Annotated in this window: 21 protein-coding genes; 4 read left to right on the top strand and 17 right to left on the bottom strand. The window is 32.8% G+C overall.

What is annotated here, in order from left to right; translation table 11 throughout:
- Positions 1-14: 14 nt before the first annotated feature.
- From NW240_RS06440 to NW240_RS06420, 5 genes are all read right to left on the bottom strand, one after another.
- Complete coding sequence (locus NW240_RS06440) at positions 15-785, bottom strand: DUF1129 family protein (RefSeq protein WP_258436685.1); 771 nt, start codon at positions 783-785, stop codon at positions 15-17.
- Positions 775-1137: a PadR family transcriptional regulator gene (locus NW240_RS06435; RefSeq protein ID WP_258436683.1), complete on the bottom strand. Its 363-nt coding sequence runs from the start codon at positions 1135-1137 to the stop codon at positions 775-777. Before NW240_RS06435 ends, NW240_RS06440 begins: the two co-directional genes overlap by 11 nt.
- A 254-nt stretch (positions 1138-1391) precedes the next feature.
- Positions 1392-1817 (bottom strand): MepB family protein, encoded by a 426-nt coding sequence (locus tag NW240_RS06430; protein WP_258436682.1) that lies wholly within the window; start codon positions 1815-1817, stop codon positions 1392-1394.
- A gap of 86 nt (positions 1818-1903) precedes the next feature.
- Entirely contained in the window at positions 1904-2353 is a 450-nt protein-coding gene (locus NW240_RS06425) for a DUF6773 family protein (protein WP_258436681.1), read from the bottom strand.
- Positions 2343-2552 (bottom strand): helix-turn-helix transcriptional regulator, encoded by a 210-nt coding sequence (locus NW240_RS06420; RefSeq protein WP_396134600.1) that lies wholly within the window; start codon positions 2550-2552, stop codon positions 2343-2345. The genes NW240_RS06425 and NW240_RS06420 overlap by 11 nt, the downstream gene beginning before the upstream one ends.
- A 283-nt stretch (positions 2553-2835) precedes the next feature.
- On the opposite strand from NW240_RS06420, the gene NW240_RS06415 reads away from it, so the two are divergent.
- Positions 2836-3177: an HD domain-containing protein gene (locus tag NW240_RS06415; RefSeq protein ID WP_258436915.1), complete on the top strand. Its 342-nt coding sequence runs from the start codon at positions 2836-2838 to the stop codon at positions 3175-3177.
- Between the two features lie 79 nt (positions 3178-3256).
- Here NW240_RS06415 and NW240_RS06410 read toward each other — a convergent pair whose 3' ends face one another.
- From NW240_RS06410 to rplM, 12 genes are all read right to left on the bottom strand, one after another.
- On the bottom strand, positions 3257-4510 hold the full coding sequence (locus NW240_RS06410) for an MFS transporter (protein WP_258436680.1): 1254 nt from the start codon (positions 4508-4510) through the stop codon (positions 3257-3259).
- A 580-nt stretch (positions 4511-5090) separates the two neighbouring features.
- Entirely contained in the window at positions 5091-6215 is a 1125-nt protein-coding gene (locus NW240_RS06405) for an FRG domain-containing protein (RefSeq protein ID WP_258436679.1), read from the bottom strand.
- A complete protein-coding gene (locus tag NW240_RS06400) occupies positions 6216-6779 on the bottom strand; it encodes an ImmA/IrrE family metallo-endopeptidase (protein WP_258436678.1) in 564 nt (187 codons plus the stop codon). It lies immediately after the preceding gene.
- An 80-nt stretch (positions 6780-6859) separates the two neighbouring features.
- Positions 6860-7228, bottom strand: a complete 369-nt coding sequence (locus tag NW240_RS06395; RefSeq protein WP_258436677.1) for a hypothetical protein — start codon at positions 7226-7228, stop codon at positions 6860-6862.
- Positions 7229-7283: 55 nt separating this feature from the next.
- On the bottom strand, positions 7284-7523 hold the full coding sequence (locus tag NW240_RS06390) for a hypothetical protein (protein ID WP_258436676.1): 240 nt from the start codon (positions 7521-7523) through the stop codon (positions 7284-7286).
- 374 nt (positions 7524-7897) lie between these two features.
- Positions 7898-8233 (bottom strand): hypothetical protein, encoded by a 336-nt coding sequence (locus NW240_RS06385; protein WP_258436675.1) that lies wholly within the window; start codon positions 8231-8233, stop codon positions 7898-7900.
- Positions 8234-8833: 600 nt separating this feature from the next.
- A complete protein-coding gene (locus NW240_RS06380; protein WP_258436674.1) occupies positions 8834-9151 on the bottom strand; it encodes an HNH endonuclease signature motif containing protein in 318 nt (105 codons plus the stop codon).
- 296 nt (positions 9152-9447) lie between these two features.
- Positions 9448-9987, bottom strand: a complete 540-nt coding sequence (locus NW240_RS06375) for a hypothetical protein (RefSeq protein WP_258436673.1) — start codon at positions 9985-9987, stop codon at positions 9448-9450.
- 5 nt (positions 9988-9992) lie between these two features.
- On the bottom strand, positions 9993-10913 hold the full coding sequence (locus NW240_RS06370) for a DUF6731 family protein (protein ID WP_258436672.1): 921 nt from the start codon (positions 10911-10913) through the stop codon (positions 9993-9995).
- Between the two features lie 267 nt (positions 10914-11180).
- The gene (locus NW240_RS06365) at positions 11181-11360 is read right to left on the bottom strand and encodes a hypothetical protein (protein ID WP_258436670.1); all 180 of its coding nucleotides are present in this window, start codon (positions 11358-11360) and stop codon (positions 11181-11183) included.
- Between the two features lie 347 nt (positions 11361-11707).
- Positions 11708-12100 carry a 30S ribosomal protein S9 gene (gene rpsI / locus NW240_RS06360; RefSeq protein ID WP_258436669.1) on the bottom strand — a complete coding sequence of 131 codons (393 nt, stop codon included), beginning with the start codon at positions 12098-12100 and terminating at the stop codon, positions 11708-11710.
- An 11-nt stretch (positions 12101-12111) separates the two neighbouring features.
- The gene (gene rplM / locus NW240_RS06355; RefSeq protein ID WP_309302408.1) at positions 12112-12555 is read right to left on the bottom strand and encodes a 50S ribosomal protein L13; all 444 of its coding nucleotides are present in this window, start codon (positions 12553-12555) and stop codon (positions 12112-12114) included.
- A gap of 206 nt (positions 12556-12761) precedes the next feature.
- Between rplM and NW240_RS06350 the strand changes: the two genes are divergently transcribed.
- The 3 genes from NW240_RS06350 to NW240_RS06340 all read left to right on the top strand — a co-directional run bounded on the left by NW240_RS06350 (position 12762) and on the right by NW240_RS06340 (position 15288).
- Positions 12762-13292 carry a transcription repressor NadR gene (locus NW240_RS06350; RefSeq protein WP_258436668.1) on the top strand — a complete coding sequence of 177 codons (531 nt, stop codon included), beginning with the start codon at positions 12762-12764 and terminating at the stop codon, positions 13290-13292.
- Between the two features lie 73 nt (positions 13293-13365).
- Positions 13366-13929, top strand: a complete 564-nt coding sequence (locus NW240_RS06345) for a hypothetical protein (RefSeq protein ID WP_258436667.1) — start codon at positions 13366-13368, stop codon at positions 13927-13929.
- Positions 13930-14025: 96 nt separating this feature from the next.
- Positions 14026-15288, top strand: a complete 1263-nt coding sequence (locus NW240_RS06340) for an NAD(P)/FAD-dependent oxidoreductase (RefSeq protein ID WP_258436666.1) — start codon at positions 14026-14028, stop codon at positions 15286-15288.
- Positions 15289-15295: the final 7 nt, after the last annotated feature.

Here is a 15295-nt window from a genome sequence, read left to right as displayed (position 1 = left end):
TTAAAACGCCTAGTTTATAAACTAGGCGTTTTTTTCTCTTCCTTTTTAAAAACATACCAAGCATACAGTGCAAATCCTCCTATCATAATAATCAACGTTAAAATTTGCTTTAGCTCGTAGGGCAGAGGCGATAGATTCAAGAGGTATTCTGGTAGAGTTATTAATAAAAGTGTTACGAGTAAAACCGCTGTTTTGGACCAAATGGAGAATAAAATTAAAAGCAAAACCATAATAGAACCAATGATGATGCTGACAGCCGGTCCTAATGTTATAACTGGCGTTTGAGCAATTCTATCAACATAATATAATACGACATAGGCAGCTATAGTCACGAATGAAATACCAGCAAATACCAGATACTTTATTTTATCGGATAATTTGGCTGGAACAATATGTCTAAAAGCAGCAAGTATTGCCACAAGAAATGCTCCAGCAATAATTAAGTGACCCATAATCTCTAGAATCGAAAAAGAAAATTCGCCTCTCATCAAATTAGGTAAGATGACGAAAGAATAAGATGCAAAAATAATGCTAAGTATATACTTGAAAGCAGAACGGTAATCCACTGACATTTCATTGGCTATTGACTCCATATACTCTTTAGGCGACGCACCAATGATATGCTCAATCGGCTTCCCTTGGGCTTCAGCTTGCATGAGATGATCTTCTAACTCATTAACTATCTCCTCAATCTCATTCGTTTCCTTACCTTTAGAAATTAAGTATACGTTTAAATTTTCTAAAAACTCCTTACTTTCTTTCGATAGTTGAATCTTATTTTCCATTTGTTCCATCTCCTTTATCACTCTCCGTGTACGACTCGCTATTCAAAACTTTGTTAACGCTACTTTGAAGGGTCTCCCAGCGCTTAATAAAATGCTCCAATTCATCTGCGCCTTTTTCAGTCAGAGAATAATATTTTCTTTTGGGACCTGCAGTAGATTTTTTTAATGTCGATGATACTAATCCTTCTCTTTTCATTCGCATTAATAAAGGATAGATCGTTCCCTCACTCATCGAATGAAAACCATATTCGGATAATTTCTCTGCCAGTTCATATCCATATACTTCTTTATTTTTTATAATCATCAGAATACATCCGTCAATGACTCCTTTTAACATTTGTGTAGAAGACAAATTACCCCTCCTTTTACAGAATGAATTCACTATCTTGTATTACATAGTAGCTCGAATTTATTATATGCTTAACTACCTTGTAATGCAAGACTTGTTTTAAAAAATTAAATCACCCCATCTTTGAAGATGAGGTGATTCTTTAATATTGATAGTTTATTTGAAGCCAGCATTTTTATAGGTCTTTTAAATTAGTGAAAATTTACCCATAACCTTTAGTTTTTAGACATCTTGTAATTAGTAACTTCTTATTAGCCTTAAAGTTGAGTGAAATATTGATTTTGCCACTTTTGGCTTTTTTGAGCCGTTTCATTTAATGCTTGATTCCAACTTGGATACAATCTAAATCCCATTTTACCTTTGGAATTTTTTGATTGATAAATGCCTTTGCTCTCTAGAATATTTGATGGAAAGTCAAATATTCCTCTTAAGTTCCCATCTTGAACACAAATTAAAAGTCTTTCATTAGGATCTGTCACTTCATAGGGTTCATTTTTACCATCTATTCCTTTTTGCCAGACTGCTACAAATACACCTTTTTTCTTTGGTGTCAGCTTAGCCATTCTTGCTCTATAAAAATTACCATTAAATATAAATGCGCATCCTTCATACTCTGAATTTTGCTGTTTTAGTTCAATAATTTCTAATTCATCTTCCCAATTGTTTATTTTTAAATACTTCATGATCATTTCTTTTGATTTGATAGTTAGATCCCTTTCCTTTTCTTAACTTCTTTCTTAAAGAAGTTGAAACATATACGGACTATACTTTAAATTATTTCCCACTTATCTTCTTTAATTAGGAAAAAATATAATACGCCAAAGTATATCAAAAATTGTATAAAGAATATTATAACTATCCATATAAATCTGGTATCCAAAACACCTGAATATTTCTCACCATATTCCAAGAAATTTTTAACAGAAAGAGGTATAGTAATCGCTATTGCCGATAAAATCGTTGAAATCAATCTGATCGTTCTCGTTGGTAACTCAGGCAATGAAATAAAATTCCGCTTATAGAAGTTAGCAATCCTTTCATAAGCCAACATTAAGAAAATAATAGATAATTTATCAATGATTTGAATCCATGAGCCTTTGTTGATAAATAGATCTGCAACCATTGAAACAAATAAGAATTTAATCACTAAGTCAAAAGCCTTTGCTTTAATGCTTATCTTCGATAATTCAATTCTTTCATCTAAAATATTATTCTTCATTATTCTTATCCTCCCAAAATAATTCATCCAAACTCTTATTTAATGCATAACAAATTTTTAAACATAATTTTATGGTGGGGTTATAATTTCCAGTTTCAATTAATCCAATAGTCTGTCTTGTGATTCCAATTTTATCTGCTAATTCTTGCTGAGTCATATTTTTTTCCAACCTAGCCATTTTTATTTTTATATTTTTCAGAGTTATCATCTCCTTCACAACAAAACAATAGCATATATAATTTGCATATGCAAACTATATTTTGCATCAGCGTGATATTAATAACAAATTGGAAGTTTATAAAATCATTTAAAATTCTTCATTATCTAATATTTAGAGATAGTATTAAGATGATCAAAACAAAAAACACCTTCCAATCAAAGAAAGTGTCTAGAATAGTTGATGTTATATAGTGTCGTATAATATTAAGACATCTCTTGAAAATACTTTATATTTAATTGAATAAAAATGCTTTACCGGTGATATACCAACCTTTGACAAAACTAAGTTTGATGATCAATCTGAGAAAGAACTATTAAACGAATGGGTTAAAAGCTTCCCATCAAAAAACACAAAATTAATGTTTGAACTGTATCAAGAAATGGAAAAAATGGAAACGCCTGAAGCAAAGGTTTATAAAGCTATTGACAGCTTGGAAGCACTCATACAACACAATCTGTCAGATTTAAGTAAATGGACTGAAAAAGAAAAAACTTTTAACCTCACTTATGCTGATGCAAGAGTAGAATTCTCTGATTTTTTAAAAGAACTAAGAAGAGAAATAAAAAAAGATACTATTATTAAATTAGATGAGCAAAGATATTAGAAGTAAACTAATAGGGATAATATTGACAAAAAGTAGCACTCGTTTTATACAAGTAAAAATTCTTTATTCCATATATTTCTTAATGATTTTGAACTTTACTAAAAGTATAGATGAAGGCTGTTAAAATTATGATCATATAAATGACTGCAATGGAATTATATGATAAATAAATTACTAATGCAGAAAACATCAATCGCGATACGACTTCACCAAGCTGAAAGTAAGTAACCATACCTCCAAATGTGGTGGCTAATTTCTTCTCATCAATATTATTAAATATAATAGCCCCCATTTTGGGATTTAGCGCACTAACAAATATACTTGAAAGAAATGAACCAAATATTATCAAATAAATATTTTGGTAGTAAAATGCGATAAATGAAAGCAAAATTGTCAATAAATTCATCTGTAGTAAGCTAGCGATAGAAAGTTGCTTAAATTTATTACTAATTAAAATCAAAGCTCCCCCTAAAATTCCCCCAGAAACAGTACTAATTCCCAATAATGAAATGGTTGTGGCAGAATTGATAATAGTCAGTGCGGTTCCTTTAGAAAGATTAACTACAACTAGAGGTATCAGGATCGCTAAACTTCCATTAAGGATTGGGATAACTAGTAGAGTCGTTCGCATATTATTGATTCTAAATAGATGCTTAATAGCGAGTCTAAGGTTTGAACTAATATCAGAAAATGCAGCTCTAAAATCAATGGGTGACACCTTATCAGAAGAAGTTTTTTCTTGGTAGTATTTATTAATCTGGTTTTTTAGGCAGAGCATGATTATAAGACTAGCAGCAAAGGTCATTGAATTTATAATAGCTAAGTGGAAAAAACTAAAAATAGTGATTAAAAACGCCCCTAATGACTGATTGATAATGTTCATAGTGGAGGTTATTGTTTGTTTAAATGCCATGGTTTCTTCCCTATCTGATTTTTTCACTATTCGATTGGAAATAGGATAAAAAAGACCATTTTCAAACTGCCCCAATGTATCTGAAATAAGGTTAATCACACTAGCAACTATCACTACGATAATGGATGCCCTAAAATTCATGGCTATAGCGACTAATAGGTATAAAATAACCCGTATCCATAACGTTTTGATAATCATCTCCACTTTATTAAGTGTTTTATCCGCAATCATACCAAAAAATACTGTGAATAAAATAGGTAGACTCTCTGAAACAGTTACGATTGAGATGGCTAAATTACTATTCTTAATCTCAGTCACATAGGTCATTAGAGCGATAAAATATAGTGTATCGCCAAAATTTGATATAAGATCTGAAATCAGAAGCTTCAAATATAACTTATTGCTTAAAATTTTTTTCATATGGTATCCTCACATTTAATGTAATCTATCCCTTTATCATCGTCCATAACTCTAAAATAGATATCTCATTCTACGAATACCTATTCAAAAATCAGAAGCTCTGTTTATCATATCAAACGCTTACAATCATAACAATATGCTTAAGCGTATTAGCGAAAATCACAAACCCTTAAGCACAAAAAAAGACACCTTCCAACAAAGGAAAGTGTCTTAAATAATTGATGTAAGAATGATTGGTACTCGATTCCTGCGGAATCTCCGTCCCATAGCACATTTATAAGCGAACAAGTTCGTAATGACTTCCCTAATAACGTTTTAAAAATTGGGAAGCTTTACGAGCTTTCTTAAGACCTGGTTTGTTAGTTTTTGATTTATCTGGAGTTGTTAGTGTTAGCCAAACATTACTTTTACGGCATTTTAGTAAAAGTATTTATCTAGTATTAACTAACATTTTCTAAAAAGTTAGCCATTTAACTAAATTAACTAATATTTTAGTGAAAGTTAGCCACAAATTAACTTAGTACGTTGCCCTGTGATTGTGATTTGAATCATTGAATTACACTTTCATAATTAATCTTTGTTATGTTTCAGAAACTTGAAGCTTATTACTATTTTCATAGTTCTCCATTGTATATTTTATGTATTGTTCAAAATCTGGAAATAAGTCTTTTTCATAATAATGAAATTCTTCCAATTTTCTACCCAGCTCTGTTTTTATATATCTAAACGCATCCATCCTTTTACGATTGAATTCTTTATTCAATTCACTACGATTTTGACCAAATATATGGATATTTTTAATCATATGATTTTTAAAGCCAGTATTTAACCCATTTTCATTTTCTGTTATTTTTGTTTTTAATTCTTCATACTTAGAAAATATTTCATCTTCTTTATTCTCAATATTTATTTTTATACGTATTCTATTTATTTTTTGTATGGAGCTTTCAGCTATATCTGATAAGTTATCAAAACACAAAAAAGCTCCCTTTTGAGCAATAATTCGTTGATTACTACTATCCTTTTTAACAGTTACAAACAAATTATTCATTTTATGTTCTTCGTTAATTGAAAAGCAATCTATAACAGGATCATCCAGTTCATCCCTATTTGATCCAGAAATCATGAAAAGCATAGCTATATATGGATTCTCTGTCAAATCAATTAAACTAGTGTTGAATCCATAATGTTGCAACATTGATAGCTGTTTTACTCTTTCGCTAAAAGAAGTAATCTCCATATTTTTTTTGAAAGGAATATATTCTACTTTTTCTGGAAAATCTTCTGAAACCTTCTTATATATTCTTTCAAATTCGTGCCTGAATTCACTTGAGGTTTCTTTTCTAAGGATACCGGGTAGTAATTTCCAATCCTTTCTTTGTCCCCTGAAATAATTAAATTTATATTTGTTTTGTATAAACTGGAATATTTCTTTGTATAAATAAAACACCTGCCAACTCTTCGAACTTTCATTATTAATTTCTTGGATTTGTACATTTAATTTTTTTATAAATGTATCTAAATCTTTATATAGTGGTGATTCATGAATATCTGATTTAAACTCGATTTTAGATATTCTATAAGGTCTACTTAATTCACTTGTATTATCGATTTCTAATAACAATGTAATATCTATTTCATAATTATTATATAAATCTATCTTGTCACATCTCGTTTCAACTTCATCATATAGATTGAATTTCAATTATATCGCCTCCGAGAACAATGAAAGATTATTGAACCGAAACCTTAATGATTGTTCCGATACATTTAATAGTCTAGCTGTAACGTATACTATTTCATTCACTTGATTTTCTGAAACTTCTTCATTTTCATTGTATTCTAATATTTCGTATGCGTGATACAGAGCAAGTACAACTAATCTTTTAGGCAATAAGAGTTCGGCTGCAAATTTATTTGCATTAGTTTCATTCATTTTTTCAATTATACTAATGTATTCCGGCAACTCTGTTCTGTATGAAATATTGTGGCCCAATACAGCATGTCCTAATTCATGTGCTAAAGTAAATCTTTGTCGGAACTCTGGCTCAAGCTCATTTAAATAAATAATATTCTCAGAAGGGTCGTACATACCTGAGTGAGAGAATATTTTATATTCAATATTTATGCCAAGAATATCAGAAATTTTAATTAAGTCGATTTGGTAATCTTCGTCCTCTATTTCTAAAGTTAAGTTCTTAATTTCATTTAAGTATACTTCGTCAAAATTACTTAAAAAGCTACTGTCATACAATTCTTCATATTTCATAGTATTCCCTCCTCATTTTTTTATTCATACATATTATAACATACGCTTATAAATTATTACTCGATAACTTTATTGAGTAATTAAACAAAATTTCGTTTCTTAAGATCTATTCTTATAAAATCATCCATTTCAATAAATAGATAAGCTCCTTCTGCTTTAACTCCTATTTTATCGAACTCAAAAATATCAATGACTCCCTCAATGAATGAAGTTTTCTTTTTAGAGTCAATGTAGGTAAATATTATTTCTAACTTTTGAGTAAACGCTTGGCTCAACAACATCATCTTTTCTTGAGAACTTTGTCTTTGGTATATTGCTTGACCATTGTTGTACTCTTTATTAAGAGTTGCAGTATGCTCAGATAAAAAGAAACCCATCCACTTGGCCATCTTCCTATCTTGATACTCCCTTGCTGCTTTGGACTTTAAGTAAGAACGGTCTACCCCCATATAATCACTTCCTTTAAGGTTAATTATACGAACAAATGTTCTTAATGTAAAATAGTTATTTCTTTAACAATTCAACATCTTTGATTGAGATAATGGTATTTCTATTGATTGAAGTATTTTTAGACTTTAATCTACCTTCATCGATCATTTCTTTTAAACAATCGCTAATATATATTTCATCGATTAAATCTATATCTTCAAGTAATGATAGTTCATCGCTAAGGCACTTCTTGTGGTCATTTGGAAATTTGATACATAGTCTAATAAGATCTTTGACATCTTCTTTGAACTTCATGCATCTTCCTCCTCATTTATGATGCATAAAGTATATACTTTAGTTAAATCCAGAACAATAATTTTTTAAATTAATTACCAAAAAATTCTTCACTTCTATATTGAAAGTGGGAAATTTTTAACTTCTAACCTCATTTAGCATACTATACCCATTCATAATTAATCCTGAAATGAGCTTAGAATCGATATTTACATATAGCGGCTTTACATATAATAGGTATACTTCTAAAAAGTAAAGTTTTAACTTGTATTGAGATGAAAGTTTGTATCATTAAATGATATAATATACATGAAAAGATTTCTTTTAAGGTAATCTTTTCTATTTATCAAACAGTCACGATTGATTCCTTGCTAGGGATTAGTTGTGGCTGTTTTTTATTCTTCAATTGGAATAATATCATTATTTTTCTGGCTATATGCCAATAGGTAAATTGTATCAACTTCAATAATGTAATCAGTAACAATTGCATATAAATTATTGTCTAAGTCTTGTGCTAATTCTTTAGTCTTTTCTCGGAGGTCACGTATTTTATCTTGATCCTCTTCAGTTCTTTGATCACTATTAATGCGATCGTTTGCTTCTGCGATAGAAAAATCCGTCAACGTAATTCTATACTCTGTGTGAGGTTCAGCAATTTCATTAGTTGAGACTTCTTCGTTTATTTCAAAACGAATATCATCTCCAAAGAGTTCTTTTGCTTTAGATTCCATATCCTTCATCTCAATGGTTGTAGTTACTTCAACCGGTTCCTCAGTAGTTTCATTATCATTAAGATTGTTTGAATTCCCACAAGCCTACAATACAAAAATACTCGATAATAAAAAATTGATTTTTTCATAATAGACTTCCATTGATAAATTTATACTTAATTGCAATTCTGCTTCCAATTAAAATACATAGCGACAAGATTTTATTTTAAATTTAGTATAATACTAAATATTAAAAAAGAAAAAATAACCACTACCATTAAGCAATGGTTATTGTCCTACTTTCAAACACCCAACCCCCGTTTTCATTTGAAAGTATTTTTCCTATTCTAGTAAGAATAGAAGTAATTCTTTTTCTACCCTTTCAATGATATTTTTGAGATTCTTAACACTCTTTTTTTTGTTAAATATTCTTTCAAAAGCTCTCCATATCAATGTTGATTTTTCGTGAGAAAATATGTACAGTACGGCTTGAAGTCCTGTTTTTAGTGTCACTAAGGAGGTCCCCCCTCTCACGCGTGCGCGAATATTTTTCCGTATTCTTCCCCCCTCCCCGTTGTCTGGTTCCCCGATTCAACCTCATTTCAAATCGACCAGGGGGGACTACCATCGTTCTTCATTTGTAAATTTCTTTTGGTTTAACAATAATTTCTCTGGGTGTTCTTTGTTATGACATACATTACATAAGCTAAGTAAGTTCTCTATCACTAACACAAGCATCGGATTATCTCTTACATGTTGGATGTGGTGAACCATCTCCGCAGGTGTGTGTTTACCTTCTGCCTTACACACTTGGCATTCGTTGTTATCTATCTTCATTTGCATCGCTCTAGCCTTACGCCATTGTGACAAATGATAGAACCTAATAAGATTGTCTTCTGCAATCCATCGGATTAGTTTAGCTTGGAATTGTTTTTTCATGCCTACGTTTAGCTTCCTTAACACAATGAACTAAATCGCCTATCTTTACATCCGGTGAGTACGGCAAACCAACGGTTACATCTTCTCCGTTCATCTTAGCTGTCGCTTCTAAATGTATTAGAGATATCTTAACAACTGGCTCCCCATCGCGGTAAACTGCTTTAAAGCCAAAAACTCAAATTTTAATATTAATATCGTGTAATTCTTCGTCCATGTAATCTCCTCTATTTAGTGCATAATAAAAAGACACCGGTTGGGGTATCTTTGATTCATGTTATACTTTTTAATTATTTTAACTAAGCTTGATTTTTTGAGTATTTTTTTTGTAATTTTTCTTTATCTTCTTCCGTGAGAGGTGAATTCTCTTTAATTCTTTTATTGTTTTTGTTTAAAGGAACTATCAAAAAATAGTAAGTCGTCCTTATCGAAGAAACAAGTGTCGTTATAGCAATCCCTAGGCAAATTGATATTAAAATATTTAAATATTTTTCAAAAATTTGATTTGATACCAGAAACTGTAACATTACTGTATATACTAAAAGCATTAAATTCGAAAGCAACGTTTCCGTTCCAAATTGAACTAATAATTTTTCACCTTCTACCCTCTCTAACTCTTTCATAATTGTAGTATTATCTAGGGATATTAAAACACTGAACAAAGCTATAAGAACCCCTACAATTATAGAAGAAAAAGTAATAAAGTGATTGAATAAATTATCTATTCCTTCCGATTTCATAACAACTGGCTTATAAATTAAACAGAATATTATAAAGGCAAACCCAAATAAATAAGGGACTATTAAAACGAACTTATCAATCAAACCTTTTTTTTTCATTTTTCTCACTCCCTATCAGCTATTGCCAACATACTTTGTAGCATATCTCTTCTTCCTCTTTCATTATCATAACCGTAATATATTTCCCCCATTGCTTGGCTAACTACATCAAATCTTAAGACAGCGTTTGATGGGAGATTAAATGTCATGGAATCTTTTATAGCGTCAGAAAAAATATTTATTAGCTGTGATTTCCCTTCCTCTAAAATTGTATACTCTACTTTGTCAAACATTTCAGGGTTATCAACTATTTTTTCCAATAAATATTCTGATTCTGACTCGTCGATTTCTCTTTTTCTATAATGTCCAACTGATAAACTGAGTTCTACATAAGGAATATTTACTCCTCTCACAGCTTTTATCGCTTTTCCTATTTTTGTATTCCACCAATTATCATTTTCTATATTCAAATTATCCAATTCAGCTAGTCTAATTCGTATTTTTTTGGTGGCTTCCGCATTCCTAATTCTGTTTAAAGAAGACCTATTAAAGACACGATCTAAATTTATGTCGATATTATGTAAGAACTCATTAATATAATTTTTTATTCCAACCGCAGAAACACTATCTCTGTTTTTTTGTATCATTAATAAATGTAAATTTGGGTCGTACAGACACACCATTGGTTCAGCAATAAACTGGTTTTCTTCTAAAGCTAATTCGGTGGAAACTTGATCCATTTTACAAAGCAGAGGGACATCTTTACTTCTAATTCTAACAAACTGCATAAACCAACATCTAAAAACTGGATCAAAATGAATATCTTCAATTCTGACATAGTCATCAAGGTACTCTCTAACATTCGTTTGATAATTCGTTATTTGTAAAATATTAATCCAATTTTGCAAGTCAAATAATTCAGCTTCATTATTACCATTCAAAGTTGTAACACGATAATATTCACATTGATATTTCTTCTCATCCATATTATCAATTCCTCTTTTTTTAATATAACTATACCAAAAACCACCCCGACTGGCGAGGTGTAAAGTGAAAGGAATTGGTCTGTTTTCGGGTTGATGTAATAACCACTATCAAACAAAAAACTATTTTTCTCAATTATAATTTATTGTATAAATTTTTTATCCCTTCGTCTGATAAACCGCAACTATGATATCCTTTATAGATTCCTCTATAGATAAAATCGGTAATATACCTAAATAGGTTAATAGCTTTACCCATTGTATTTTCTCCTAATATTGATAGTTGTAGTAACCCTCTTCGTGGAATATTTCGCGAATAATTTTAAGTTCAAAATCAAGTTGAGCATAAATAGTACCTGTCCTTAATAATGCATTATGTTGCTGAATTTCTGTACAATATTTCGATTTGTTCGGATCATAATATCCTTTTAACTTTGATAGTTTTGGCATTCCATATTCTTTCGCCATATTATTATTAATGCGTTCTTCTTCTGTTTCTTCTGGATCGTCATAATAAAATATATTTTAAGGTTATACCACTCCGGATTCTCCTTTAATTTTTATTCAATTCCTGCTTTATAGTTCGGATAAAATGTAATTCTTTAAATTCTTCCAATAAGCGGATTATAGAAATTTAAAAGAATAGTTAGCTAAAAGTTAGCCAAAACAAAAAAAAGACACCTTCCAATAAAGAAAAGTGTCTTGAATTTTTGATGTAATACATGATTGGCACTCGATTCCTGCGGAATCTCCGTCCCATAGCACATTCGTAAGCGAACAAGTTCGCAACGACTGTCCTAACGTTTTGAGAATTGTGAAGCTTTACGCGCTTTCTTAAAACCTGGTTTCTTACGTTCTACCATACGAGGGTCACGTGTTAGAAGTCCAGCTGATTTTAATGCAGGACGGAAGTCTGGATCCACGTTTAATAGTGCACGTGCGATTCCGTGACGAATGGCACCTGATTGTCCAGAGAAGCCTCCACCTTTAACGTTAACAATAACATCATAAGATCCTAAAGTTTCTGTAGCGTTGAAGGGTTGGTTAATTACTTCATGTAAGTGAGCAAATGGAATGTATTCTGCCAAAGGCTTACCATTTACAGTAAATTCGCCAGTTCCTGGTATTAAGCGTACACGAGCTGATGAATTTTTACGACGACCTGTTCCTAAGTATTGTACTGTAGCCATTTAATCCCTCCTTAAATTAATGTGTTGATGTCTAAGTGTTTAGGTTGTTGAGCCGCATGATTGTGCTCTGAACCTTCATAGACAAAAAGTTTAGTGAATTGTTTACGACCTAAACGGTTATCTGGTAACATTCCTTTTACTGAACGTTCGATTAAGCGTGTAGGTTTCTTATCGCGCATTTCACCTGCTGTAGTGACGCGCATTCCACCAGGATGTCCTGAGTAGTTATAATATTTCTTGTCTGTCGCTTTTTTACCTGTTAAGGCAACTTTTTCTGCGTTGATTACAATTACAAAATCACCAGTATCCACGTGTGGTGTATAAGTTGGTTTATTTTTTCCACGTAAGATTGATGCTACAACAGTTGAAAGGCGTCCCAAAGGGATGTCTGTGGCATCTAATAATACCCAGTTGCGTTCAACTTCGTTCTTTTTAGCCATATATGTTTGACGCACGTTGTTTTCCTCCAATATTTGTCTAGTTGTTTACGGTTACGATGAGTTTCCGGGGCTCATGTGTGGGGTAAACAATACCGTCCACTATTATATTCCTTATCAACCCTTAATGTCAAGCGATTTTCTCACACTGCTTCAAATTTATTTTACTTTCAATCAATTATTATTTAACTTCATGTTATAATCTTTTCAAAGGAAGTGAATTTATGAAAGCCCAAGAAAGACGTCAAGCCATTTTAGCATTTTTAAAAGAACAAAGCGAAGCGGTAACGGCCAATGAATTAGCCAGTCGTTATCAAGTCAGTCGCCAAGTCATTGTTGGGGATATCGCCCTCTTGCGTGCCCACTATAAGGTCGAAATTTTGGCCACCAATCAAGGATATTTAATTCCCACACTCTCTAATGTCGATGCTTCTAGGCAAGGCTACACGGGTGTGATTGTTTGCCGCCATGATGACTCTAAAATGCGAGTAGAATTAGAAACCATTTTGGCGCATCAAGGTAAGATCTTAGATGTTCAAATTGAACATCCTGTCTATGGTTTACTTTCAGCCGCTCTTCATATCAATAATCAAGCAGATCTTGAAGCTTTTTTAGACCGAATGGCCGCTTTTGATGGTGAAATGTTAGCCTCTTTAACTAATGGCATTCACTCTCATACTATCCAAGTTCCTTCATTAAAAGAATTTGATCAGATTCAAAAAGTTTTAGAAGATGAAGAAATACTATACATTTAAACAGTTGTCTTGACACCTGTTAAGTTTACTGCTAAACTTCGCTTAGATTAAATACATATTATCGGAGGACACTATGCCACAGACAATAAAATTATCAAAAACGCGTCAATTAACCTTTGCCAGTCTTTTAACTGCCATCGGTATCATTATTCCTATTGTTATGCCTCTAAAAATTGTCATTCCACCGGCTTCTTATACTTTAGCTAGTCATGTGGCCATTTTTGTGGCGATGTTCATCTCCCCATTTACCGCTGTTTTAGTCAGTTTAGGAACAAGCCTTGGTTTTCAATTAGCAGGTTTTCCATTGATTATCGTAGCGCGTGCAGCTTCCCATGTTGTCTTTGCCTATGTGGGCGCTAAGATGTTACAACAACGTCCGGAATGGCTATCAACTACTAGCAACAAATGGACTTTCTCAGTCATTATCAATATTGTCCATGCTGCAGCAGAAGTTGCGGTTGTCTTCTTCCTAACCCAGTTTGGTTTAAGCACTGCTAGTGAAAACTTCTTATACGTTTTAATTGTCCTAGTGGGTGGAGGAACGGTTATCCACGGCATGGTTGATTATTTCTTAAGCGATTATTTCGCTAAACAATTAGCAACACGAGCTAAGATTCCTGTCTATCCAACTGTATAGCAAATCCTTTTTAGTAAAAGGCAAGTGGAAACACTTTGCCTTTTATTTTTGTCTTATGATACAATCAGACCGAATTCTCAAGTAAGGAGGGGAAAAATGACTCAGTATGATGTAATTGTAATAGGCGGCGGCACCAGTGGCATGATGGCAGCCATTCATGCCGGTCTTAATGGAGCCAAAGTTCTACTTTTAGAAAAAAACAGCAAATTAGGTCGCAAGTTAATTCTGACTGGTGGTGGACGATGCAATGTCACCAACCGATCACCACGCGAAATCCTGATTGATCATATTCCTGGTAACGGTAAGTTCCTCTACTCGGTCCTAGATCAATTCGACTCTCAAGATATTGTCGACTTTTTCCAATCGCGTGATATTCCATTAAAAGAAGAAGACCACGGGCGTATGTTCCCTATAACGGATTCTGCGCGCACTATTCGCGACTGTCTGATTAATGAGATGAGACATTATGCCATTGAAGTAATTGCCGGTGAAGCCGTTGAAGAAGTTCTTTATAATCAGGAAACAGCTTCAGTCAGAGGCGTTCGTACTAGCAAAGCGACATATACTGCCAAGGCAGTCATCTTAGCCTCAGGTGGTAAGGCTTATCCTCGCACCGGCTCAACAGGCGATGGCTACAAATGGGCCAAAGATGCTGGTCATAGTCTGACTGATTTTTATGCCACTGAAGTTCCCCTCCTTTCCAATGATTCCTTTATTCAAGACAAATCATTACAAGGCATTTCATTAAGAGACGTCAATGTTAAAGTTTTAGATGATAATGGAAAGACAATTGTTGCCCATCAAATGGATATGATCTTTACCCACTTTGGTTATTCAGGACCCGCCATCTTAAGATGTTCCGGCCATGTTAATTTATACCTTAAAGAAAGCCAGCCAAAAGTTGCCCATTTAACCATTGACCTTGTCCCTGGGACTTCTTATGAAGAGCTCAAAGCTCTAGCAGAAGAACAAAGAGACAAACAAGTCGATAACATTCTGCGCCCATGGTTACCTGAAAAGCTCAGTCGCTTAATTCAAGAACAAGTCGGAATCCAAGAAAAGATGGCCTATAAGCAAGTCAACCATTCGATACAAGAAGCGCTGTGGAAGCAAGTCAAAGCATTTCCTCTCACTGTATATGGCAGTCAACCCATTGAAAAAGGTTTTGTAACGGGTGGAGGAATAAACTTGAAGGAGATCACCCCTCAAACCATGGAATCCAAATTAACGAAAGGCCTCTATTTCTGTGGCGAAATCATTGACATCAATGGGTATACAGGCGGTTATAATATTACCGCCGCTTTTGCAACGGGTGCTGTTTCTGGACAACACGCGGCTTGGTCGAGTCTTTCTTCGTAAAGGCTTA

Source organism: Facklamia sp. 7083-14-GEN3 (assembly GCF_024742075.1).
Lineage (GTDB): Bacteria > Bacillota > Bacilli > Lactobacillales > Aerococcaceae > Facklamia.
This window is presented reverse-complemented; position numbering and strand designations above follow the sequence as displayed.